This window comes from Rhodococcus sp. NPDC055112 (assembly GCF_053607505.1).
Genome location: NZ_JBSGTR010000079.1, coordinates 1 through 21437 on the forward strand (window position 1 = coordinate 1; position 21437 = coordinate 21437).

The following is a 21437-nucleotide window of genomic DNA, read 5'->3' on the forward strand; positions in this document are numbered from 1 at the left end:
GGCGAACAGCTCAGTTCGCCAGGCCGGGGGCCGATTTCGATGTGTGTGGGGCAAGGGCATCATCGGGACAACAGGGCGGCCATGCCCGCCGACAAGGCGCCCAGGCCGACCACACACGCGCCCGCCGTCACCGAGTGACTGTTGGCGGTCGTTCTTTCCTCGCGCAGCCGGCGTGCCCGACGGTGACCGATCACCGTCAGCCCCAGCATCATGCTCGCCGCCAGCAGCCAGGGGAGTGCCGCGGTGCTCCATCCCCGCTGCACGACCTGGTTGACGAAGAGTGCAGCGCCCGCCAGCGCGGACAGCGCGGTTCGACGCCAGGCGAGCGACGTGCGTTCGACCTGCAGGCCGGGGTCTCGTGTCGGTGTCGGGGTCACGAGAGGATCAGCGCAGCGCTCGTGAGCACGGCGATGGTGCCCGCACCCACCGCCAGGATAGGAACCAGCGCGGAGCTCGGCAGCGGCTCGTCCCGCCGCATCGCGCGTTGCACGGCACGCCACTGAAAGTACGCGCCACACGCGAGGATGATCGAAAGACCCACGCACGCAAGGACAACGGCCGAGCGAGTGCCCTGCATTCGGAACGGCGAAACCAACTGGTGGACAGCGACCGCCCCGGCGAGGAGGCACAGCGCGGTGCGAATCCACGCCAGGAACGTCCGCTCGTTGGCGAGGGTGAAGCGATAATCCGGCTCACTCTCCGCCACCATGTGTTTCGCCTCATCCATCGCGCGTCGTCCTCTCCTTCATCCGTCCGTGCTCAGCGTCGCCGGACGTCATATCCGCTCGATGATTGCCCCGCTCGCCATCGCGCCGCCGGCACACACGGCGACGAGCGCCCGCTCACCATCACGGCGCTCCAGCTCGTCGATCGCTGCCGCGATGAGTCGTACCCCGGACGATCCGACCGGGTGCCCCAGTGCGATCGCGCCACCGTTGACGTTGAGCCGGTCCTCGTCGACGCCATGGACCAGCGCCATCGACATCGGGACCGCAGCGAATGCCTCATTGACCTCGAACAGGTCGATGTCCTTCACCGACATCCGCGAACGCTCGAGCAGGAGCTCGACCGCCTGGACGGGCCCGTCCAGGAGGAAATGGGGCTCGGCACCGATCAAGCATTGCTTGACGATTCGGGCCCGCGGACGCAGTCCGAGTCCTCGTGCCACGGTCTCGTCCATCAGCACCGCGGCGGCCGCGCCGTCCGAGATCTGCGACGAGGTACCCGCGGTGTGCAGACCGTCGTCGAGCACGGGCTTCAGGCGCCCGAGGGCTTCCATCGACGTCTCACGCAACCCCTGGTCGCGCGCGATGACGGTGGCCGCGCCTCCGTCGGTTCCAGGCGCCTTGACAGGGATGATCTGCTGGTCGAACAGGCCCTTCTCCCACGCGAGCGCGGCCCGCTGCTGCGACCGGAGACCGAATTCATCCAGGTCCTGGCGGGTGAACCCGCGGCGCCGCGCGATACGGTCGGCGCCGAGGAACTGGGCGGGGATGTCGACTGTCCATCCCTGCGGTCGGGGACTGCCGACATCCCCCGAGATGTTGGACAACAACGGAACCCGCGACATCGCCTCGACGCCGCACGCCATGCCCGCCTCGATGACGCCTGCCGCGATCTGGGCCGCGATCAGGTTCACCGACTGCTGCCCGGAGCCGCACTGCGCATCGATTGTCGTCACACCGGTGCGCTCGGGCAGGCCGGCGTGCAGCCATGCGGTGCGGCTGACGTTCGATGCCTGTTCACCCGCCTGTGTCACACATCCGCCGATTACCTGCTCGATGATGTTCGGGTCCAGCTGCAGGCGTTCGAGCAGCCCCGACTGGACGGCCGCCAGCAGTTCCGCCGCGTGCAGTCCGGACAGCCAACCGCCCCGCCGACCGTTCGGCGATCGAGCAGCATCCACGATTACCGGTTTACCCACAACTTCTCCTCGCGCATTGGCGACGCCCAGCTCTGTGGACGTCGTGTCTCGTATCCGCCCGCGTGATCGATGGACGGCTTCTGGAATGGATCTCGTTGATGCACCGGGGTCGGAGTCACCTTCCGGGCTCGGGATCTCGGGGGAGACCCAGGAGTCGCTCGCCGATGATGTTCAGCTGCACATTGGTGGTGCCGCCTGCGATGGACAGATTCTGCGAGCTCAGGAACATCCGCGTCGCGGACCGGCCCTGGTCGCCCAGCAGTGCGCTCGGGCCGGCCCACTCCATCGCGATCTCCCACACCTGCTGGATGTGCTCGACGCCCAGCAGTTTCGCGATGGACGACTCCGCGCCGGGCTGCCCGCCGGCAAGGGAGCGCAGGGTGGTGCGCAGCCCGAGCAGGCCACCGCACTGCGCATCGCACAACACCTTCCCGAGCACGGTCAGCTGCTCGTAGTCGAGGCAGTTCGGGAGCTCGGCGGCCAGGTCCAGCAGCGCCTCGCCACCGGACCCGAGCGAGGAGTCGTTCGACAGCGAGACCCGCTCGTTGGCGAGGGTGGTGCGGGCCAGCTTCCAACCGTCGCCGGGCTCGCCGACCAGGCATTCGTCGGGAACGAACACGTCGTCGAAGAACACCTCGTTGAACAGTGCCTCGCCGGTGATCTCGCGCAGCGGGCGGATGTCGAGGCCACTGTTCTTGATGTCGATGAGGAAGTAGGACAGGCCCTTGTGCTTGGGGACGTCGGCGTCGGTGCGGGCCAGGCAGATGCCCCAGTCCGCGGTGCGGGCCATCGACGTCCACACCTTCTGGCCGTTGAGCTTCCAGCCGCCGTCGACCTTGGTCGCCTTGGTGGACAGGGAGGCCAGGTCGGAGCCGGCGCCGGGTTCGGAGAACAGCTGACACCACACGATGTCCCCGCGCAGCGACGGCGGCACGAAACGCTGCAGCTGTCCGTCGTTGCCGTGCGCGATCAGCGTGGGGATCACCCAGTTGCCGATGATCATGTCGTGCGGGGTGAGCTCGGTTGCCCGCAGTTCCTGCGCGATGACGAGTTGGGTGACCGCGTCGGCGCCCTTGCCCCACGGCGCGGGCAGGTGCGGAGCGGTGTACCCGCGCTCGGCCAGGTACGTCTTGCGTTCGCCGCCCTCCAGGTCGAGGGCGGGTGCCAGTTCGGTCCGGACCTCGGCGCGGACCTGCTCGGCCTCCGGCGGTAGCTCGACGCTGAGCACCCGGCGCACACCCTGAAGGGTCAGTTGTGCGACGCGGCGTTTCCAGGATGCGGTGGCACCGAGCAGGATCCGTAGGGACTGCGCCCGCCGCAAATACAGGTGGGCGTCGTGCTCCCAGGTGTAGCCGATGCCGCCGAGGATCTGGATGCAGTCCTTGGCGACCTGGAACGCCGCCTCCGGTGCGACCGCCGCCGCGACCGCGGCGGCCAGCGAGGCCTCGCGGTCCTCGGTGTCCTCGTCCAGGGCGCGGGCGGCGTCCCACGCGGAGACGCGAGCCTGCTCGGTGAGGGCGAGCATGCGGGCGGCCTTGTGCTTGACGCCCTGGAATTGGCCGATCACCCGGCCGAACTGTTGCCGCACCCGCGCGTAGTCGGCGGCGGTCGTGGTGGACCAGTCCGCGAGACCCGACGCCTCGGCGGAGAACAGGGTCGCCGCGATGTCGAGGATCCGCCGCGAATCCAGCGTGAGCACCTCGCCGTCCGCGAGGGCGAGGCCGTCGACGGTCACCTCGGCGTTGCGGCGCACCACATCGTGGCTCGGCAGGTCGGTCACCTCGAGACGGTCGCGGTCGACGAGGGCGAACGCGAGGTCGCCGGCGTTGTCGCTGGCGGCGAGCAGGAACACGTCGCCCACCTGGCCGCCGAGGACATGGCTGGACGTGCCGGACAGAGTGACCTTTCCGCCGTCACGGGTGATCTTCAGCGCGCCGGGCTGTAGCGACACGGCGCCGGACACGGTGCCGTCGGCCAGACCGGGCAGGTCGGTGATGCGGCCGGCCTCGTGCAGGACCGCCGAGACGATCACCGTCGGCAGGAACGGGCCCGGCACCATGGCTCGGCCGAGTTCCTCGGCGACGATGGCGGTTTCGAGCAGCCCGTAGCCGGCGCCGCCGACCTCCTCGGGCAGGTGCAGGCCCAACAGGCCGAGCTCGGCGAGCGAGCCCCAGAAGGCGGGGCAGGTCTCGCTCTTGGCCTCGACGGCCTCCCGGATCACGGTCGGGGTGGCGTGGCGGGCAGCCCACCCGCGCACGGAATCGCGGAGTTCGCGGTCCTCGTCACTCATTCCAATGGTCATGAACAATCCTCAGAAGTAGGGGAAATCGATGTCGGTGGCGCTCCGAGAGGTCAACCAGCGGCCTCGAGAGTTGCCTTCGCCCAGCGGTAGTCCGCCTTTCCGCTTGGCGAGCGGACGATCTCGGGGACCACCACGACGGTGCGCGGCACCTTGTAACCGGCGATGTGCGTGCGGCAGTGCGCGATGAGATCGTCGCGGTCGGGTGCGTCAACGCCGTCGCGGGCCTGGATCACGGCCGAGACCCGTTGGCCATAGGTCGGATCGGCGATCCCCGCGACGACCGCGTCGAGTACGTCGGGATGAGCCTTGATCGCCTCCTCGACCTCCTCTGCGTAGACCTTCTCGCCACCGGTGTTGATGCACGAGGAGCCGCGGCCCAGGACGATGATCGAGCCGTCCTCCTCGACGCGGGCGAGGTCACCGAGCACGGACATGCGGACGCCGTCGACCACCGGGAACGTCGCTGCGCTCTTCTCCGGATCGCCGAAGTACCCGATCGGGACGTGCCCGACGTGCGCGAGATAGCCGATCTCCTCCGAGCCGGGAACGATCGTCGCGAAGTCGGCGTCGACGACGCGCACCTTCGGTGACGGCGACATCCGCAGCAGTCCGTCCTCGCTCGCCTTGAGCTCACCATCATTTCCGGACTCGGATGATCCGAAACCGTTGCGCAACATAATATTCGGAAGTAGTTCCTGAAGCTGCTCGCGCACGCTGGCCGACCAGAGCGCTCCACCTGAGCCGATGGCCCACAGTGAGCTGAGGTCGAAGCGGTCACGGTTCTCGGCGATCGCGTCGGCGAGCGGCCGGGCGATCGCGTCGCCGACGAGCTGAACGCAGCGGAGCTTGTGCTTCTCGATGAGCCTGAGCGCCTCCACGGGCTCGAACTTGGGCATGAGCACATGCTTGGAGCCCATGAACATGCAGGTGAACAGTGAGTAGGCCGCCGCGCCGTGCATGAGCGGCGCGGTGAGCAGGTAGGACAGCGGGTCCGAGTTGGCGGCCGCAACGGCCGCCAACTCGGCACCGGACAGAATCGGTGCCCCCATGAGATTGCCCCCGCTCAGCGCGGCGAAGTAGAAGTCCTCGTGGCGCCACATGACACCCTTGGGCATGCCGGTCGTGCCGCCGGTGTAGATGATGTAGCGGTCGTCGCTGCTGCGCTCGGGAAAGTCTCGCGCGGGTGACTGCTCGGAGACGGCCGCGTGGAAGTCGACCACCGATACACCCGCCGCAGCAGCGGCGGCCGAGAGCGCGGGGCCGGCAGCCTCGCCGATGAGCACGATGTGTTGCAGCGTGGGGCACTTGGGCAGGACCTCGGCGATGACATCGCTGAACTCGCCGTCCGCGACCACGGCGGCCAGTTGTGCGTTGTTGTACAGGTACGTCAGCTCGGCGTCGATGTAGCGGTAGTTGACGTTGACCGGGACCGCACGCACCTTGAGGCACCCGAGTAGCGACTCGACGTACTCGATGCTGTTGCGGGCGTGGAGTCCGACGTGTGCGCCTGGCTGGATTCCTTGAGCTGCGAGGTGGTGGGCGATCTGATTCGCGCCGGCATCGAACTCGATGAACGTCCGGGTGTCGTCGCCGCACACGAGTGCGATCTTGTCTGGAACCCCATCGATGAGCGCTTCGGTGAGATCCGCGAGGTTGAGTGACATGGCTGGTCCTTCAGGAGTATTCGCACGGTGAGAAGGTGCGCAGTGGTCTGACACGGCGAAGCGGAACGACAATTGCGGTTGCTCGGCCGGAGAATGACGGGTGACCGGTCGTCACGGAGTGGTCGGGGCAAGGCTGACGGGTTCGACGACACCGATGGCGTCCGGTGTGTCCTGCTGCAAACCGCCCTGCGCCGGAGTGCGACCGTGCCGCATGATCAGCGCGACGCCGAGACCAACGGCGCCGACGATGGAGGCGTAAAGGTAGCCACGGGTGATCGCGGTGTCGGCGTACAGCACGGCGTGCGTCTGCGGGTTCACCGCCAGCACGTGGCGTGACATCACCACCCCGGTCAGGGTGGTCGCGATCCCGCCGGCCAACAGCGAACCCATGCCACTGATCGCGTTGCCGATGCCGCCCTGCGAGGCAGGCAGCGCGTCCTGAATCAGGTTCGCATTCGACGAGTGCAGGAATCCGACGGCGAAACCCATGATGGAACTCATGACCGCGACCTGCCACTGGATCGTGAACAGGCGCGAACCCAGGAACATCACGACCAGGAACAACACGGCCGCGGTCAACAGCACATATCGTGCGCCGATTCGCTTGGAGATGATGCCGCCGAGCGGGCCCGCGAACATCGACGCGATGCCGAGCGGGCAGGTCCAGATGGCGAATTGCATCGCGGACAGCCCCGAACCGTAGCTGATCCCAGGTAGACCCGCGGGGGTCTGCAACATGGTCGGGATCAGTAGAGAATGGGCGCTCATCATGTACGCGATGCAGGCCACCGCGAGCACGGTCGGACCGAACCTCCTGCCGAACAAGACGTTTAGGTCGATCAGGGGGTTGGGCGCAAAGCGTTGCCACACAACGAATCCCACCAGCATTGCGGCTCCGCCGATCAGGGCAGAGAGGGTCAGGGCATCGGTCCACCCGACTCGCGCGCCCCTGGTGATGCCGACGAGCATGATGCCGATCCCCGGACCGAGCAGGACGACCCCGAGGTAGTCCAGTGGCCGGTCAACGCGTACCGGGCTCTCCGGCACGATCAGTGCATAGAAGGGGATCAGGACAGTCACGTAGGCCGCCATGAACCAGAAGATTCCCTGGTACCCGGTGTGGTCGATGAGCCAGCCGGCGATGAACGGACTCGCGATTGCCGACATCCCGATCCCCGTGACCGCGGCGCCGAGGGCGACCGGCACGACGTCACGCGGAATGATGTCGCGAATCAAGCCATAGGAGATCGTGACGATTCCCATCAACGAGCCCTGCAAGATTCGTCCGGCCATCAACATGGCGAACGACGTCGCCACCGCGCACAGCACACTTCCCGCGATGAAGAACACGGCAAGCGAGAGAATCACTCGCTTCTTGCCCCATTTGTCCGAGGCCTTACCGACGAGCGGCATCATGGTGCCGCCCGCCAGCGTCACGATAGAGACGACCCATGCGATGTTCAGGGTCTGGAATGCGGGTGCCATGTGTGGCAACGCCGGGAGAACCATGAGGATCTCGAATGTGGCGATCTCCGACAGCAGAATGATGAAGGCGAGCACCGTGATGATGCGGCCCCGGCTCATGGATGCGACTTGTGACTCCACCCGTTCACATCCGATCGCTCGGACCGGACACGCCCACAGGGGTGTCGCCGACGATCGAGATGCGCTCCATGACCCGGCGCTCCGGGAAGTAATCGCTTGCGGCGTAGTGCTGGCAGGATCGGTTGTCCCAGAAGGCGATCGTGTCCTTCTGCCACCGCAGACGCACCTGGAACTCGGGACGCTGGACGTGCCGGTACAGCAGCCGGAGGAGTTCGTTCGACTCATCCTCCGAGACGCCCAGAATCCGCTGTGTGAAAGCGGAATTGACGAACAGCACGCGACGGCCCGACTCGGGTATCACCCGCACAACGGGGTGGGTGACCGGCGGAAAGTGCGGGCGGAGCTGCGCCACCGCCTCCTCCGGCATCCTGATCCCGAACGATTGCATCCAGTCGTGTTCGGCCTCGAGGCCGTCGATCCGGGCCCGGATGTCCTCCGGCAGCAGGTCATAGGCGGCGCCGGTGTCCGCCCACAGCGTGTCTCCACCAACGGAGGGGATCTCGACGGCCCGCAGAACCGCTGCATACGAAGGGAATTCGTGCCAGGTGACGTCGTTGTGCCAGACGTTCTCCACTCCGACCGACATCGCGTCCTTGGCCAGGGTGGCCACATCGGCATCGCTCTGACCGGGCTGGGTGTACTTGAAGAACGGGTGCTGCTCGAGCTCGCCCCACCGTGCCGCGAAGTCTCGGTGCTCGCTGCGATCGATGTCCTGATCGCGGAAGAACAGGACCTTCCATTCCAGCAGTGCGCGGCGCAGTTCGGCGAGCACCTCATCGGAGAGGTCGCCGCTCAGCCTGATCCCCGAGATCTCCGCACCGATGGTCGGTGTGTGCGGCGTGAGCGTGAACAGCTCGTACGGACGCTCTTCCAGGGTTTCCGGCATTCTCGTGGCAACCAGTGGACCGTAGGCCGCGAGCGGATCGGTGGGGGTGGGTACGGCGGTGACGGGAAGTGCATAGGTCATGGACTGACTCCTTGGGTTCCGGTGTCTGTGGACGATGCGGTCTCGAGGATGGCGACGCAGCTGTCGATGAGATCGGTGACGGTCGCCGTTTTCTGGTCTTGCGTGCGGTTGCTGCTCTCGTGCGCGGCGAGAACGGCGAGGCTGAACACGACCACGTTCACGGCGCGCCATTCCGCGGTCTCGTGCGGTGCCTGGCAGGCGTCGGCCATCAGCTGATGTACGCGCCTGTAGCTTTCCGAGCTCAGGTGTTGCTTGATCAGGTCTGCCAGTGCGGGGTCGAACAGCGCCTGGACCAGGAACCGGGCATACCGACTTCCGGGACGGCTCAGCGTCTCGGCAGCCAGCGGCCACACCATCGCCTCCACCGCCTGCCGCGCGGTCAGCGGGGTTCCGTGGCCCTCCAACTCGTCGAGTAGCGCCTGCCGCCGGGCATTCACGGCCGACCCGCGTGCCTCGACGACGGCCTCGATCAGTCCCTCCCGGGACCCGAAGTGGTACTTCGCCGCCGACTTGTTCGATTGCCCCGCCGCGATCTGGACGTCCTTGAGCGTCAGTGCGGGCAGTCCTTTTTCGGCAACGATCTGTTCGGCTGCATCGATCATGGCCTCGCGCGATGTGGTCCTGGTCACAAGGGCAGATTAAGGCCATGGCCTTAATTGTGTCAATGCCCGTCTCGAAGCGGGCTGCGAGCCGACGGACAAATGCGAGAACCCTCCCGTCTCGGAAGGTGTTCACTGGTACGCACCGGCCCCGATCTCGAACCTCATCGCCGGATCGCGATGAGTTTTGGACCGCCGGCGAGTCTGTATGGATGACGACGCACAAAACGAGAGGTGGGGACCATGACCGACAGCGCGGTCCAGGAGGACTTCGCTCCGCTGGCGGAGCCGTATCGGCGCGAGCTGCTGGCGCACTGTTATCGGATGTCCGGTTCGGTGCACGACGCCGAGGACCTGGTCCAGGAGGTGTACCTGAAGGCGTGGCGCGCGTACGAGAAGTTCGAGGGGCGCTCGTCGCTGCGTACCTGGTTGTACCGGATCGCGACGACCACCTGCTTGACCGCGCTGGAGAGCAAGGGCAAGCGACCGCTGCCCACCGGCCTCGGCGCGCCGAGCTCGGATCCCGCAGGCGAGCTCGTCGAGCAGGGCGAGGTGCCCTGGCTCGAGCCGATCCCCGACGCCCTGCTCGGCACCGCCGCGAGCGACCCCGCGGTGGTCGCCACGTCCCGCGAGAGCATCCGGCTGGCACTGATCGCCGCGCTGCAGTTCCTGCCGCCGAAGCAGCGGGCGGTGCTGATCCTGCGCGAGGTGCTGGCCTGGCCCGCCGCGGAGGTCGGGGAACTGCTCGGTATCAGCACGGCGGCCGTGAACAGCGCGCTGCAACGGGCCCGCGCGCAGATCGATCAGGCCGCGCCCGCCGAGGACGCCGTCGTCGAGCCGGTCGCGCCGGACCAGCGCGAGTTGCTCGACCGGTACATGGCGGCCTTCGAGACCTACGACATGGCCGCGCTCAAGGAGCTGTTCACCCAGGATGCCGTCTGGGAGATGCCGCCCTTCGTCGGCTGGTACCAGGGTCCCGACGCCATCCGCACCCTGATCGAGAACAACTGTCCCGCACAGGGTCCGGGGGACATGAAGCTGATCCCCACGGTGTCGAACGGGCAGCCCGCGTTCGCGATGTACATGCGGAACCCCGATGGTGGGTACTCCGCCTTCCAGCTGCAGGTGGTCTCGCTGGGGCCGTCCGGGATCGGCCATGTGACCGTGTTCTTCGACGTGTCGCTGTTCGGCAAGTTCGGACTGCCCGAGACGCTGCCGGCCGGGTCATGACCGGCGCCGCGGTGGCGTGGCCGTTGGCCGACCCGGTCGCGCTGCTGGAGCGTTCGATCGCCTACACGGTGGGCAGCCTGCAGCTCGTGACCGAGGAGTCGATGGGCAGGGCCACCCCTTGCCGCGGGTGGGACCTGCGAGAGCTGTTGGCGCACATGAACGACGCCCTCGGCACCTTGCAGGAGGCCGCCCTGGACCACCACATCGCGCTGGCGCCGGCCGCGGCCGGGCCCGATCTCGCAGCCGATCCCGTTGCGGCGCTGTGCGATCGTGCCTGCCGACTGCTCGGGTCGTGGGCGCGATCGGGTGATCCCGAGGGGATCCAGATCGGTGGCGTCTCGATGGCGGCGGGCATCGTGCCCGCCGCCGGTGCGCTGGAGATCGCCGTGCACGGGTGGGACGTCGCGAGGGCGTGCGGTCGGGACCGGCCGATCCCGCCGGATCTTGCCGAGGAGCTGCTCACCTGTGCAACGCTTTTCGTCACCGAGGCGGACCGGCCGGCGCGATTCGGGTCGCCGGTGGACGCCTCGCGGGGAGCGGGCCCGGGGGAGCGGTTGCTGGCGTTCCTGGGCCGGGTGTCCGGTTGATCGTGGCGATCGGCTGGCGGAAGGGCCTTCCTCAGCCGATCGCCGTCCCGCAGTTGGGGCAGAACTTCTCATTCGGATGATGCTCGGCTCCGCATGATGCACAGAAATGCGGTTCGGCCTTTGCCGGTTCGGGCGTAGAAGTCGCCTCGTGTGGAGACTCGGGCACCGTCGGCGGGGCGCCCTCCTCCCCGCCGGGACCTCCGCGCTGGTCGTCCGCGGCAGGGGGTTGTGCACCGAGGGGGCCGGGCGTTTGCGATGGCGTGCCGTCGGTGAACTGCGCGGGCGTCGACCCAGTGGGCTCGGTCTGCGGCGGGGCGCCCGGAATCGGTTGCGAAGCAGGAGCCTCCGCTGTTGCCGTGGCGCCACGACGACTGCGGAACACCAGGAAGGCGGCGATGGCTACGAGTGCCACCGCGAGGCCGGCGAGTGCGTACCACTTGAGATTCGAGCTGGACGAGGCCGCAGTGTCGCCGTACTGCTCCCGGTTGTTGACGGCATTCGTCTTGTAGTCCGACGCCCCCGGATAGTCCGGTGACAGCGACAGGACCTCGTCGAAGTCGGCGATCGCGTCGGTGTAGCGGCCTGCGTAGTAGTTGTCGAGACCACTGCGGTAGGCGGTATCGGCCGGGCCGAGCGCCGATTCCACGCCCTTTCCCGTCATCAGCTCGGTCAGACCGCTCGCGGGCGCAATGAAGTTGAAGGACTGCGATTCCCCGCGTGGGCTGAAGCTGTTCAATCCGAGGACCACACCGTCGAGTGCGATCGTCGGGCCACCGCTCATCCCGGGCGAGATCGCCGCATCGACCTCGTAATAGGGCACGGTCTCACTGGTCGACTTCTTGCTGATCTTCCCGCTCTTGTTGGTCGGGTCCAACGTCGGATCGGTGACCCTGTCCGTGCTTCCCGGGTAGCCGACCGACAGGATCGGGGTGCCGATCGACACGTCGGAGTCGGTGCCCAACTCGGAGGACGGCAGGTTGTCCTCCTGCACCTTGAGCAGGGCGACGTCGCCCTTTTCGGGCGGCCGCACGTCGACCACGTCGGCAGGAAGGGTCGTGCCCTTTCCGGTGCCGTATGTCACCGTGAGCTTCATTTCCGGTTCGGAGCCGCCGAGTTCGCCCTCGACGCGGTCGTTGGCCATCACGGTGTCGAAGAGCTTGTCCGGGTCGACGGTCGGATCCGTCGCGGCCGCCTGGGTCACGGCTTCTCGGATGATCGCCTCTCGCGCACCTCCGGCGCAGTGCCCCGCGGTCGCCACCCAGCCGTCGGGGTTCACCACGAATCCCGTACACCGCCAACCGGTCTCGTACGGGCCGACGACCTTGCCGTCCGGCAGTCGGATCCATCCCTTGGCTGCGGCGTCGATGTATGTCACCGCCGGCCGTATGAGGGCGGCAGCCATCTCTTCCGGGTTCGCCTGGGGCTGCTCGGGAGGGGCGGTGTCGCCGAGGGCGGTACCTGGCGACCCGATCAACAATGCCATGGGAAGTGCGCACAACAGGGCGCATCTCGTGCGCCGTCGACGATCGGACATGACTGACTCCGCCTGGAGGTGCGAGACTGGCTGCACATGAACGGCATGGGCTCGGGATTACTCCGAGAGCACCCAGGGGCGTCGACGCGTCCACACGTTCGTCGAATCGGCCTGGACCGGGCTGCTGCCCGTGGCACCCTCAGTTCGATTCTGTGTACCCAGTGCGATCACCCCGGCACGTCGAGCGGCGGCACCGACATCGCGCCGGATTGCCGATCGTCATTTTCTGACACCGCACAGGTAGACCGGTGGGTCGGTTGTCTCGAGTCTACTCATCCCATGCGAGATAGGCACGGGTCTTTCACTGTCCGAACGATCTCGGCGGCGCTGCTGCCCGCGGGTCGTGATCGGGAGGGCTACCGGGCCGCGGCGATGGCCCGGAGCACCTCGAACGTCGCCTGCTCGTCCTGTTCGGTGCCGTGGTCGCTGAGCTTGACGATGACGGTGCCGGTGGCCGGGTCGACGTAGGTGTACTGGCCGTAGATGCCGAGTGCGGACAGGTCGGGGCTGTCGGAGGTGGGGTGCCACCACTGCGCGGAGTAGCCCCACGGCGAGCTCGAGACCTGGTGCGGGGCAGGGGTGCTGATGCGTTCGATCCAGGCGGTCGGGATGACCTGGGAGTCACCCGCGCGCCCGCCGTCGAGGACGAGCTGGCCGATCTTGGCGTAGTCGCGGGCGGTCGCGTTGAGGCAGCAGAACGCCTTCTCCTGGCCGCCCTCCCGGTCGAGGTTCCAGGTGGCGCCGTCCTCGGCGCCGATCGGCGCCCACAGGTTCCGCTCGAGCAACTCGGTGAGCGGCTTGCCCTCGACCCGGGCCAGCACCTGTCCAAGGAGCTGGGTCTCGACGCTCCGGTAGTCGCCCTCGCTGCCGGGCGTGGACGTGACCTCGCGGTGGTCGGCGACGAACTCGTCGAGGTCCCGGGTCAGGTACATCCGGGCCGTGCCGGTCAGCGGCCAGTACGGGTTGTAGTTCTCGGACACATCGACGCCCGCGGTCATGTCCAGCAGGTGCCGCACCGTCACGGTGTCGTACTCCCCGCCGGTGGCGAGCTCCGGCAGGACGTCGACGAGCCGGTCGTCCTCGCTGAGCTTGCCAGCGCCGATTGCCTGTCCGATCAGCAGCGAGACAACGGATTTGGCCATCGACCACGACGACAGCGGCGTCGTGGGCCCGACGCCGTCGCGGTACCACTCGTGGGTGAGCGCGCCGTCGCGCAGCACCAGGAAGGCATTCGTGTTCGTGGTCTCGAGGAATTGCGCGACCGGGATCTGCCCGCCCTTCCACGGAACCGTCTCCGGCAGCGGAACCGAGTTCACCCGCAGCGGAGCGGGATCGGGCGAGGCCGCCACCGCACGGGCCGGATACAGCTCGCCCTGCTTCGACGGTGCATCGGTCAGCAGTCGGGCCAGGGTCGGGGGCGCCGGGATGTCGAGGGCGGCCGTCGCGGCATAGGTCGACGCCACCAGCGTCGCGGCGACCACCGGGACGACGATCGCGGCCGTGCGCAGCCGGGAACGCCTGCGAGGCCGCTCGGTGGCGGTGGGGGGCTCGGCAGCGGTGGTGGTTGGCTCGGTGGTGGTGCTGGGTTCGGTCATGCGTGGGTGATCCTCGATATCGGTGTGGGTGGGTCTTCGGCGCCGTGCGGGCGCGGTCAGTCCGTGCGTACGCGGGCGGTCGCGGTGTTGGTCCTGGCGTCGAGGGCCGTCCAGAACGCCTCGATCATGGTGGCGAGCACCAGGTCCGGGCCCACCTCGGCCAGGGCCGGTGCGTGTGCGGCGATCGCGGGGTACCGCGCCGGGTCCGCGCTCACGTACTCGTGGGCCCATGCGTGTTCGTCGCCCGCGCGCAGATTGTCCGGTAGCAGCGCGTGGCCGGCCCGCATCCCCGCGTAGGACAGCACGGACTCGGCCATCATCCGTTGGTAGCGGACCACATCCGCCGGTTCCAGCCCCAGTTCGCCGAGCGCGGTGAGCATCAACTCGACAAGGGCGAACTCGCCCGGCCCGCGCGTGGTGCGCGGCGCCACGGCGGCGCCGACATGGGGATGGTCGGTGAACACCGCGACCACCGCGCCGGCGAGGTGTTCCATCCGCTGCTTCGGACCGAGTCCGGCGGGGACCCGATCGTGCGCCATCGTCAGCAGGCGGTCGCCGACGGCACGCAGGAGCGCGTCCTTGTCGGCGAAGTGTCGCCAGACCGCCGACCGGTCGACGCCGAGCTCCTCGCCGAGGGCGCGCCCGGTCAGTCCGTCGGGGCGGCCCCGCGCGGCGATCCGCACGGCGGCGTCCACGATCACCTCGGGCGTCAATCGCGTGCGCGAACCGTCCTCGACCATCCTGCACCCCTCCTGCCGTGAGTCCTTCTGGTCCGCTCAGGGACCGGAAGGACTCACGGGTCGCCTGTCATCAGTGTTGTCATCAATGGTGACATCACTGGTGTGGCGGCGGGGGCGATTCGCGAAAGTGCTACGCGGCGCCCTCCCAGGCGAACGGCGCGAACGCGTCGTCCAGCGGCGCCTCGGTCATCCGGTTGGCGAACGTGGACAGCGTGTAGGCGCCGACCCCCAGCACCACCTCGAGGGCGTTGCGGCGCGTGAAGCCGCGGTCGAGGAACGTCCGCATCTGCGCCTCGCTCACGCCACCCGCCGCGTCCACGACCGCCAGCGTGAACACGCGGAGGGCATCGAGCCGCGGGTCGGAGAGCGGCTGCCGGGCGCGCAGGGCCGTGACCAGCTCCACCGGCGCCGCGGCCCGGGTGAGCGAGGCCGTGTGCAGGGCGACGCAGACGTGACACTCGTTGCGCGTCGCGATGGTCAGGACCAGTACCTCGCGTTCGAGTTCGGTGAGCGTGCTGCGCTCGAACAGTGCGTTCGACCGGGTGAAGGCCTGCAACAGCTCGGGCGATTCCGACATGAGCGCCGCGGGGGCGGGCAGGAACCCGAACTTCCCCTCGATGGCCGCCAGGGTCGGGCGGGCGGTGGCGGGGGCGGTCTCGGCGGTGTGGCGGGTGAAGGACATCGGGTGGCCTCTCTGCGGTAATATCGTCAACGTGGTTGTCCATATAGTAAACATGGTTGTCGAAATACGGCAAGGGGTGCGCCGTGGCCGTCGATGAGAGCCCCGGCTACGAGCTGCCGCTGCTGCTGTTCTCCGGATTCCGGACCCTGATCGACGAGGTGCATCGCCAGTTGGCCGAGGAGGGGCACCCGGACTTGCGCCCCGCGTACGGATTCGCGATGCAGGCCATCGGTCTCGCGGGGACCAGCGCGAGCGAGCTGGGGCGCAGGCTGGGCGTCTCCAAGCAGGCGGCGGGCAAGACGGTCGATCGGCTCGAGGGCCTCGGCTACGTGGCGCGCGAGAGCGACCCGTCGGACGCCCGCAGCAAGCGGGTGGTGCTCACGGAGCGGGGACTCGACAGCCTGCGACGCTCCGCGGTCGCCTTCGACCGGTTGCAGGCGGACTGGGCTGCGACGATCGGGCCGGAACGGCTGCGCGCGTTGGAGTCCGACCTGCGCACCGTTACCGCAGGTCAGGGCTTCCGACTCGATGCGCAGGCCTGGTTCGGCGGATAATTGAGCCGTGCGCGATGAGTTTTGCGGTCGTCGCCGGTCTATATGGCAACCGCTTCGCGCGCCGTGCACGAAGCAATCCAGCATCGGAGCCCGCCATGACCACCACGCCTCACGCCACGACCACCGCACCGGCCGCCTCCGGATCCGCCGCCCCCTCGCGGCGAGCCCGCATCGCCGGCCTGATCATCACCGGTCTGGTCGTCGTGTTCTTCCTCTTCGACTCGCTCACCCACATCGCCAACGTCGAGCAGGTGCGCACCGCGATGGCCGATCTCGGGTTCGACCCGAGCCTGAACAGGGTCTTCGGCGTGGTGCTGCTGATCTGCCTCGCCCTCTACGTCGTGCCGGTCACGTCGATCCTCGGTGCGGTCCTGCTGACCGGCTATCTCGGCGGTGCCGTGGCCACCAACCTGGTCACCGAGCAGCCCATCCTGAGTACCACCCTCGCGCCGATCTACTTCGGCATCCTGGTGTGGGGCGGGCTGTACCTGCGCGATCTGCGGGTGCGCGCGATCATGCCGCTCGTTCGCGGCTGACCCGCCTCGCATTCCGTCCCCCACACCGAACCGGTGTGGGGGACAGTCATTTTCAGCCCACCCGGGTGATGATCACGAACGGCCCGACCTCGGTGGTGGTGAACCGGGGGTCGTCGAACAGCTTCTCCGGGAAGGTCACGGTGTAGCGGCGCACGTTCGGATCGTTGGGGTACACGTCCTCGGCGAGGCGCAGCGTGTAGCCGTCGGCCCCCTTGCGGAAGACGAACACATCCGGTGTACGCCAGGGGCTTTGGTCCATTGCCTGGACCAGTGCATCGGGGCTCTCGGTCTCGGCCCAGTCGGCGATCGCGGCGGCACGGCGGTCGAACTGCGCCAACGGGTTCGCGTAGTGCGAGGTCAGCCCCTGGAAGCCGAAGTACGGGTAGAAGCTGAGGAAGCTGGTGTCGGCGGTGAGCACCACGGTGTCGGAGCGCGGTCCCGGGCGCTGTGCGGTGATCGCCGCGTCGACCTCGTCGTAGTAGGAGGCGGCGCCGGGCGGCCGCTTGTCCCCCCGCTCGCCGTTGCCGTCGGTGTCGGTGTACGCGGTGGTGATCTCCGAGGCGAGCACCTGCGGGATGTTCTGGGCGAACGCCACCGCCCCCAGCGCACCGATCGCGACGATCGCGGTCCGGACCCGCGGGTTCTCGCTGGTTGCCAGGATCGTCCAGCGCGCGAAGTCGAGGAACCCGAAAACGCCTGCGGCGCCGAGCAGTACCAGCAGCACCGGTTCGAGGCGGAAGGACAGCAGGGTGTTGCCGATCGCCGTCACGGCCATCGACAGCAGCCACCAGGCGTACACGGCGACGACGCCGATCCCGAGCGCCTGCGCGCGCCTGGAGGAGGCGGCGCGGCCGACCAGCCACACCGTGCCGAGCAGGCACAGGCCGCCGATCAGCGAGAAGTGGAACATCGGCAGGGGCAGCCGGGCGCCGGCATCGGGCAGGTAGTGCAGTGCCGTGCCCGAGCTCGCCGTCGCGCCGGTGCGCATCGCGTTCAGGTACGGCAGCCACACGATCAGTGCGATGAGCCCGGCGATCACCCCCGCCACCGCGAGTCGGAGCAGCGGGTCCAGCGCCGCCCGCATCCCTTTCGCGCGCACCGCGAGCGCGGCGGCGAGCACGGCCATCAGCGTCACCGCGAACGCCGCCCAGCCGAGGTACAGGGTGTAGAAGGTGGCGGCGATGCCGAGGAAGATGCCCGTCCCGACGATCGCGCCCCAGCCGTCGGCGCCCCTCCGGCCCGGTCGGTACAGCCCGCCCCAGGCGAGCACCAGCACCGGCGGCAGCAGCACCACGAGGACCGCGCTGTACGGCTCGGGGGAGGCGTAGGCAAGCGCGATCGCCGTCACGGCCGTCGCGACCAGCACTGCCAGGTGGTCGCGGATGAGCTTCGACCACAACACCAGCGACACGACGGCGGCCACCGCGATGGAGGCGATCGCATACGGCTTGAACGCTTCCCAGCCCTCCATGCCGAGCAGATTCGCGACCCGGCCGCCGACCCAGAACCAGCCCGCCGGGTAGAACGAGGGCAGATCCGCGTAGGTCATGTCGTCGAGCGCGGCGGTGTCCGTCATCCGGGTGAGGAACTCTGTGCGGAACTCCTGGTCCACCGAGATGCCGTGCAGGTACAGCTTCGTCGCGGCCAGCGGCATCCCGAGGGTGACGGTGACGAAGCCGGACAGCGCGGCCCACGACAGCAGTTTCGCCGCGACCACCGCGCGGCGGGCCCGCAGCAGCCACACCGACAGTGCCAGGGCCGCCAGCGTTACGACCTGACCGACCGTGGTCAGTGCCTGGGTGACGTTGGAAGAGTTGAATGCCGGCCAGTCCACCAGCCCGAAGGCGATCAGCCCGACCGCGGCGACGGCGGCCGCGACGACCGCAGCCAGCCCCATCTCCCCGGCGGTGGACACCGCGCGCCGCAGCGGATCCCTGCGGGCCGCGGACGTGCTCGGAGCTGTGTCGGGGATCGGAGCTGCGGGAGCGTCAGTCACGACCACTGAGCTTAGTGAACCGAAAGGAAGCCGGACGCGAGCGCCGCAGATCGACCGCCGCTGACCCTTGTCGGGGTCAACGGGGGTGGCCGAATCGGCACCCTTGGGTGCCTGGTGGCGCGGGCCGCGCGGCCCCATATTTGTTGTAGTCCACCCAGACCCGACATCGACGGAAAGCCACACATGATCTCTCGAACCGCAAAGACCCTCGGCGTCTCGTTACTCGTCGCCGCGGGATCGATCGCCGCCACCGCCTCGGTCGCCCAGGCGGAGGTCCGCAGCCCTGTGCACGCAACGCAGGCGGTCGTGTGTGTGCACAACGGCAAGGAACACGCCGTCGGCAGCAAGATCTATCTCCCGGACGGCAGCTACCAGACCTGCGAGAGCAACGGCCAATGGCGGCGGGTCATGCCCGGATGAGCGAACGTGCGGCCCGGCCCCGCCCGAGCGACGAATCGGCCCCACCACGATGCACGTGGTGGGGCCGATTCGTGGCGTGAAGTCGCGAGGCTAGACCGGCAGCTTGCGGAAGATCGCCCGCGGCACGTGCCGCAGCGCCATCATCACGAAGCGCCAGGGTCCCGGCGTCCAGACGATCTCCTTGCCCTTGTCGGACGCGGCAACGGCGAGCGTGGCGACGATGTCCTTGTTGACCGTCAGCGGGGCTTCCTTGACGTGCGCGCTGAACTGGGTGCGCACCATGCCGGGGCGGACCACGGTGACCTTCGGTCCGAACTGGGCGAGGGCCTCGCCCAGGCCGAGGTAGAAGCCGTCGAGGCCGGCCTTGGTGGAGCCGTAGACGAAGTTGGCGCGCTTGACGCGCTCACCGGCGACCGACGACATCGCGATGATGCGGCCGAAGCCCTGCGCCTTCATCTTCTCGCCGACGAGAACACCGACCGACACCGCCGCGGTGTAGTTGACGTTGGCCACCAGCACGGCCTTGCGCTGGTTCTGCCACAGCTCCTCCGCGTCGCCGTCCAGCGCGAACGCGACGATCGCGACGTCGACGTCGCCCTTGGACCAGGCCGCGTCGATCACCTTCGGGTGCGACTCGGTGTCCACGGCGTCGAAGTCGACGACCTCGACCTCGGTGGCGCCCTTGGCCTTCAGCTGGGCGACGGCGGCGTCGCGGCCCGGATCGCCCGGCAGCGCGGCCAGGATCACCCGCATCGGAGCCTTCTTCAGGTACTCCTCGCAGATCGCCAGGCCGATCTCGGAGGTGCCGCCGAGGAGCAGCAGGGTCTGGGGGTTACCCACGGCGTTGATCACAGTTCCAACCTTCTGGACATATCGGAGGCGAAAACGCCTGTGGGGTCGTACTTTCGGCGGGTCGCGATCCACTCGTCGATCCGCGGGTACATGGCGTGGAAGGTCTCGGCGGTGGTCCGCGAGTCCTTGGCGGTGTACAGCCGGCCACCGAACTCGAGCACGCGCTTGTCGAGTTCGGTGACGAACTCGTTCAGGCCCGGCTTGATCCGGAAGTCGACGCAGATGTTCCAGCCGGCCATCGGGAAGCTCAGCGGCGCCTGGTTGCCCTCGCCGAACAGCTTGAACACGTTGAGGAACGAGTAGTGCCCGGAGCGCTGGATGTCGACGATGATCTTCTTGAACTCCTCGACAGCCTCCGGCGGCACCACGAACTGGTACTGCAGGAACCCGTTCGAACCGTAGGCGCGGTTCCACTCACCGAACATGTCGAGCGGGTGGTAGAACTGCGTCAGATTCTGGACCTTGCCGCGGTAGGTGCCGGACTTGCGGAACCAGAGTTCGCCGATCGCGGTGAAGTTGAACTTGTTGGCCAGGCCGTTCGGGAAGACGTCGGGGAACGTCAACAGCTGCGGCGCGTCGAACGCGAGCGGGTTCTTCTGCAGCTTGGCGGGAAGCTGATCGAGCTTCGCCAGCGAGCCGCGCGAGATGGCGGCGCGACCCAGCTTCGGCGGCGCGGAGATCGCGTCGAACCAGGCGCTGGAGTACTCGTAGTTGGCCTCGGAGCCGTCGCTGTGCAGCGCGATGGTCTCGTCGAGGCTGTTGGTGACGTCACCGTCGGCGATGAAGTAGGCCGTCTCGGTGGGCGTCATCTTGATGGTGGCGCGCAGGATGATGCCCGTCAGGCCCATGCCGCCGACCGTCGCCCAGAAGAGCGCGCCCTTGGGATCGTTGCGCCCGCCCTTGGGGGTGAGCGTGCGGACCTTGCCGTCGGCGGTCAGCAGGTCCAGCGACACGACGTGGTTGCCGAAGCTGCCCGCGCTGTGGTGGTTCTTGCCGTGGATGTCGGAGCCGATGGCGCCGCCGATGGTGACCTGACGGGTGCCGGGCAGCACCGGAACCCACAGACCGAACGGCAGGGCCGCCTTCATCAGCTGGTCCAGGTTCACACCGGCGTCGACGTCCACCAGGGCGGTGTCGCGATCGATGCGATGAATGCGGTTGAGCGCATTCATGTCGATGACCAGGCCGCCCGCGTTCTGCGCCGGGTCGCCGTAGGAGCGGCCGAGCCCGCGGGCGATGACGCCGCGCCGCAGGTAGGAGGGCTTGCCCTCGTTCTGCTCGGCGACCTGCGCGACCGCGCTGGCGATCACCTCGACGTCGGGCGTGGACAGCACCTCGGCGGTGGTGGGCGCGGTGCGCCCCCAGCCGGTCAGGGTGCGGGTCTGGGTGGTCAGAGGCTGCGGCTGCACGGCGGCGGCCGGGGACTCTTCAGCTGTCGTGGACATCGTTGTAGAGGTTACCTGGCGGTAGCGGATCCGACCCCTGGCGAGTGTGCAGATATGGCCGCCGCCACTCGACATTTGGCCCGGTAGCTGCACACTCGCGCGCAGTCGCCTAGACGATGAGGCCTGCGGTCTGGGTGCGGGCGCGGTCGAAGCGGGCTGCGACGTCGTTCCAGTTGACGATGTTCCAGAAGGCGTTGACGTAGTC

General features: G+C 68.2%; 20 protein-coding genes and 1 pseudogene. 5 read left to right on the forward strand and 16 right to left on the reverse strand.

Features of this window, described 5'->3' with window-relative positions; all coding sequences use genetic code 11:
• Positions 1–59: 59 nt before the first annotated feature.
• The 8 genes from ACWFRB_RS24155 to ACWFRB_RS24190 all read right to left on the reverse strand — a co-directional run bounded on the left by ACWFRB_RS24155 (position 60) and on the right by ACWFRB_RS24190 (position 9091).
• Positions 60–377, reverse strand: a complete 318-nt coding sequence (locus ACWFRB_RS24155; RefSeq protein WP_452643770.1) for a DUF202 domain-containing protein — start codon at positions 375–377, stop codon at positions 60–62.
• Positions 374–727: a YidH family protein gene (locus ACWFRB_RS24160; protein WP_452643771.1), complete on the reverse strand. Its 354-nt coding sequence runs from the start codon at positions 725–727 to the stop codon at positions 374–376. The genes ACWFRB_RS24155 and ACWFRB_RS24160 overlap by 4 nt, the downstream gene beginning before the upstream one ends.
• Positions 728–775: 48 nt before the next feature.
• Positions 776–1924, reverse strand: a complete 1149-nt coding sequence (locus tag ACWFRB_RS24165; RefSeq protein WP_452643772.1) for a steroid 3-ketoacyl-CoA thiolase — start codon at positions 1922–1924, stop codon at positions 776–778.
• Positions 1925–2039: 115 nt separating this feature from the next.
• On the reverse strand, positions 2040–4226 hold the full coding sequence (locus ACWFRB_RS24170; protein ID WP_452643773.1) for an acyl-CoA dehydrogenase: 2187 nt from the start codon (positions 4224–4226) through the stop codon (positions 2040–2042).
• A 50-nt stretch (positions 4227–4276) separates the two neighbouring features.
• Positions 4277–5890 (reverse strand): acyl-CoA synthetase, encoded by a 1614-nt coding sequence (locus ACWFRB_RS24175; RefSeq protein WP_452643774.1) that lies wholly within the window; start codon positions 5888–5890, stop codon positions 4277–4279.
• A 111-nt stretch (positions 5891–6001) separates the two neighbouring features.
• Positions 6002–7474, reverse strand: coding sequence for an MFS transporter (locus tag ACWFRB_RS24180; protein ID WP_452643775.1), 1473 nt, complete (start codon positions 7472–7474; stop codon positions 6002–6004).
• Between the two features lie 25 nt (positions 7475–7499).
• Positions 7500–8462 (reverse strand): TauD/TfdA dioxygenase family protein, encoded by a 963-nt coding sequence (locus ACWFRB_RS24185; RefSeq protein WP_452643776.1) that lies wholly within the window; start codon positions 8460–8462, stop codon positions 7500–7502.
• Entirely contained in the window at positions 8459–9091 is a 633-nt protein-coding gene (locus tag ACWFRB_RS24190) for a TetR family transcriptional regulator (protein ID WP_452643777.1), read from the reverse strand. Before ACWFRB_RS24190 ends, ACWFRB_RS24185 begins: the two co-directional genes overlap by 4 nt.
• Before the next feature lie 213 nt (positions 9092–9304).
• Here ACWFRB_RS24190 and ACWFRB_RS24195 point away from each other — a divergent pair, with 213 nt between their 5' ends.
• Together ACWFRB_RS24195 and ACWFRB_RS24200 are read left to right on the forward strand one after the other, a co-directional pair.
• Positions 9305–10291, forward strand: a complete 987-nt coding sequence (locus tag ACWFRB_RS24195; RefSeq protein WP_452643778.1) for a sigma-70 family RNA polymerase sigma factor — start codon at positions 9305–9307, stop codon at positions 10289–10291.
• Entirely contained in the window at positions 10288–10878 is a 591-nt protein-coding gene (locus ACWFRB_RS24200) for a TIGR03086 family metal-binding protein (protein ID WP_452643779.1), read from the forward strand. The genes ACWFRB_RS24195 and ACWFRB_RS24200 overlap by 4 nt, the downstream gene beginning before the upstream one ends.
• A 31-nt stretch (positions 10879–10909) precedes the next feature.
• Here ACWFRB_RS24200 and ACWFRB_RS24205 read toward each other — a convergent pair whose 3' ends face one another.
• The 4 genes from ACWFRB_RS24205 to ACWFRB_RS24220 form a co-directional block, all read right to left on the reverse strand.
• Entirely contained in the window at positions 10910–12361 is a 1452-nt protein-coding gene (locus ACWFRB_RS24205) for a trypsin-like peptidase domain-containing protein (protein WP_452643780.1), read from the reverse strand.
• A 407-nt stretch (positions 12362–12768) separates the two neighbouring features.
• The gene (locus ACWFRB_RS24210) at positions 12769–14007 is read right to left on the reverse strand and encodes a serine hydrolase domain-containing protein (RefSeq protein WP_452643781.1); all 1239 of its coding nucleotides are present in this window, start codon (positions 14005–14007) and stop codon (positions 12769–12771) included.
• 56 nt (positions 14008–14063) lie between these two features.
• Positions 14064–14747 carry a TetR/AcrR family transcriptional regulator gene (locus ACWFRB_RS24215; RefSeq protein ID WP_452643782.1) on the reverse strand — a complete coding sequence of 228 codons (684 nt, stop codon included), beginning with the start codon at positions 14745–14747 and terminating at the stop codon, positions 14064–14066.
• 130 nt (positions 14748–14877) lie between these two features.
• Positions 14878–15429 (reverse strand): carboxymuconolactone decarboxylase family protein, encoded by a 552-nt coding sequence (locus ACWFRB_RS24220; protein ID WP_452643783.1) that lies wholly within the window; start codon positions 15427–15429, stop codon positions 14878–14880.
• Positions 15430–15512: 83 nt separating this feature from the next.
• Here ACWFRB_RS24220 and ACWFRB_RS24225 point away from each other — a divergent pair, with 83 nt between their 5' ends.
• Together ACWFRB_RS24225 and ACWFRB_RS24230 are read left to right on the forward strand one after the other, a co-directional pair.
• Positions 15513–15983, forward strand: coding sequence for a MarR family winged helix-turn-helix transcriptional regulator (locus tag ACWFRB_RS24225; protein ID WP_452643784.1), 471 nt, complete (start codon positions 15513–15515; stop codon positions 15981–15983).
• Between the two features lie 95 nt (positions 15984–16078).
• Complete coding sequence (locus ACWFRB_RS24230; RefSeq protein WP_452643785.1) at positions 16079–16519, forward strand: DoxX family protein; 441 nt, start codon at positions 16079–16081, stop codon at positions 16517–16519.
• Positions 16520–16571: 52 nt separating this feature from the next.
• Here the strand turns inward: ACWFRB_RS24230 and ACWFRB_RS24235 are convergent, their stop codons facing one another.
• Entirely contained in the window at positions 16572–18416 is a 1845-nt protein-coding gene (locus ACWFRB_RS24235; protein ID WP_452643789.1) for a galactan 5-O-arabinofuranosyltransferase, read from the reverse strand.
• 282 nt (positions 18417–18698) lie between these two features.
• On the opposite strand from ACWFRB_RS24235, the gene ACWFRB_RS24240 reads away from it, so the two are divergent.
• Positions 18699–18935 carry a hypothetical protein gene (locus ACWFRB_RS24240; protein ID WP_452643786.1) on the forward strand — a complete coding sequence of 79 codons (237 nt, stop codon included), beginning with the start codon at positions 18699–18701 and terminating at the stop codon, positions 18933–18935.
• Positions 18936–19025: 90 nt separating this feature from the next.
• On the opposite strand, the gene ACWFRB_RS24245 is transcribed toward ACWFRB_RS24240, so the two are convergent.
• The 3 genes and pseudogenes from ACWFRB_RS24245 to ACWFRB_RS24255 form a co-directional block, all read right to left on the reverse strand.
• Complete coding sequence (locus ACWFRB_RS24245; RefSeq protein WP_452643787.1) at positions 19026–19787, reverse strand: decaprenylphospho-beta-D-erythro-pentofuranosid-2-ulose 2-reductase; 762 nt, start codon at positions 19785–19787, stop codon at positions 19026–19028.
• Positions 19784–21232, reverse strand: coding sequence for an FAD-binding protein (locus ACWFRB_RS24250; protein WP_452643788.1), 1449 nt, complete (start codon positions 21230–21232; stop codon positions 19784–19786). Before ACWFRB_RS24250 ends, ACWFRB_RS24245 begins: the two co-directional genes overlap by 4 nt.
• A 109-nt stretch (positions 21233–21341) precedes the next feature.
• Positions 21342–21437 (reverse strand): annotated as a pseudogene (locus tag ACWFRB_RS24255) (superoxide dismutase); the annotation flags it as partial.

Coding starts and splice junctions, on each gene's coding strand:
- ACWFRB_RS24160 (WP_452643771.1), bottom strand. CDS start 727: ATGGATGAGGCGAAACACATGGTGGCGGAGAGTGAGCCGGATTATCGC.
- ACWFRB_RS24170 (WP_452643773.1), bottom strand. CDS start 4,226: ATGACCATTGGAATGAGTGACGAGGACCGCGAACTCCGCGATTCCGTG.
- ACWFRB_RS24175 (WP_452643774.1), bottom strand. CDS start 5,890: ATGTCACTCAACCTCGCGGATCTCACCGAAGCGCTCATCGATGGGGTT.
- ACWFRB_RS24180 (WP_452643775.1), bottom strand. CDS start 7,474: ATGAGCCGGGGCCGCATCATCACGGTGCTCGCCTTCATCATTCTGCTG.
- ACWFRB_RS24185 (WP_452643776.1), bottom strand. CDS start 8,462: ATGACCTATGCACTTCCCGTCACCGCCGTACCCACCCCCACCGATCCG.
- ACWFRB_RS24195 (WP_452643778.1), top strand. CDS start 9,305: ATGACCGACAGCGCGGTCCAGGAGGACTTCGCTCCGCTGGCGGAGCCG.
- ACWFRB_RS24200 (WP_452643779.1), top strand. CDS start 10,288: ATGACCGGCGCCGCGGTGGCGTGGCCGTTGGCCGACCCGGTCGCGCTG.
- ACWFRB_RS24205 (WP_452643780.1), bottom strand. CDS start 12,361: ATGGCATTGTTGATCGGGTCGCCAGGTACCGCCCTCGGCGACACCGCC.
- ACWFRB_RS24210 (WP_452643781.1), bottom strand. CDS start 14,007: ATGACCGAACCCAGCACCACCACCGAGCCAACCACCACCGCTGCCGAG.
- ACWFRB_RS24215 (WP_452643782.1), bottom strand. CDS start 14,747: ATGGTCGAGGACGGTTCGCGCACGCGATTGACGCCCGAGGTGATCGTG.
- ACWFRB_RS24220 (WP_452643783.1), bottom strand. CDS start 15,429: ATGTCCTTCACCCGCCACACCGCCGAGACCGCCCCCGCCACCGCCCGC.
- ACWFRB_RS24230 (WP_452643785.1), top strand. CDS start 16,079: ATGACCACCACGCCTCACGCCACGACCACCGCACCGGCCGCCTCCGGA.
- ACWFRB_RS24235 (WP_452643789.1), bottom strand. CDS start 18,416: ATGGGGCTGGCTGCGGTCGTCGCGGCCGCCGTCGCCGCGGTCGGGCTG.
- ACWFRB_RS24240 (WP_452643786.1), top strand. CDS start 18,699: ATGATCTCTCGAACCGCAAAGACCCTCGGCGTCTCGTTACTCGTCGCC.
- ACWFRB_RS24250 (WP_452643788.1), bottom strand. CDS start 21,232: ATGTCCACGACAGCTGAAGAGTCCCCGGCCGCCGCCGTGCAGCCGCAG.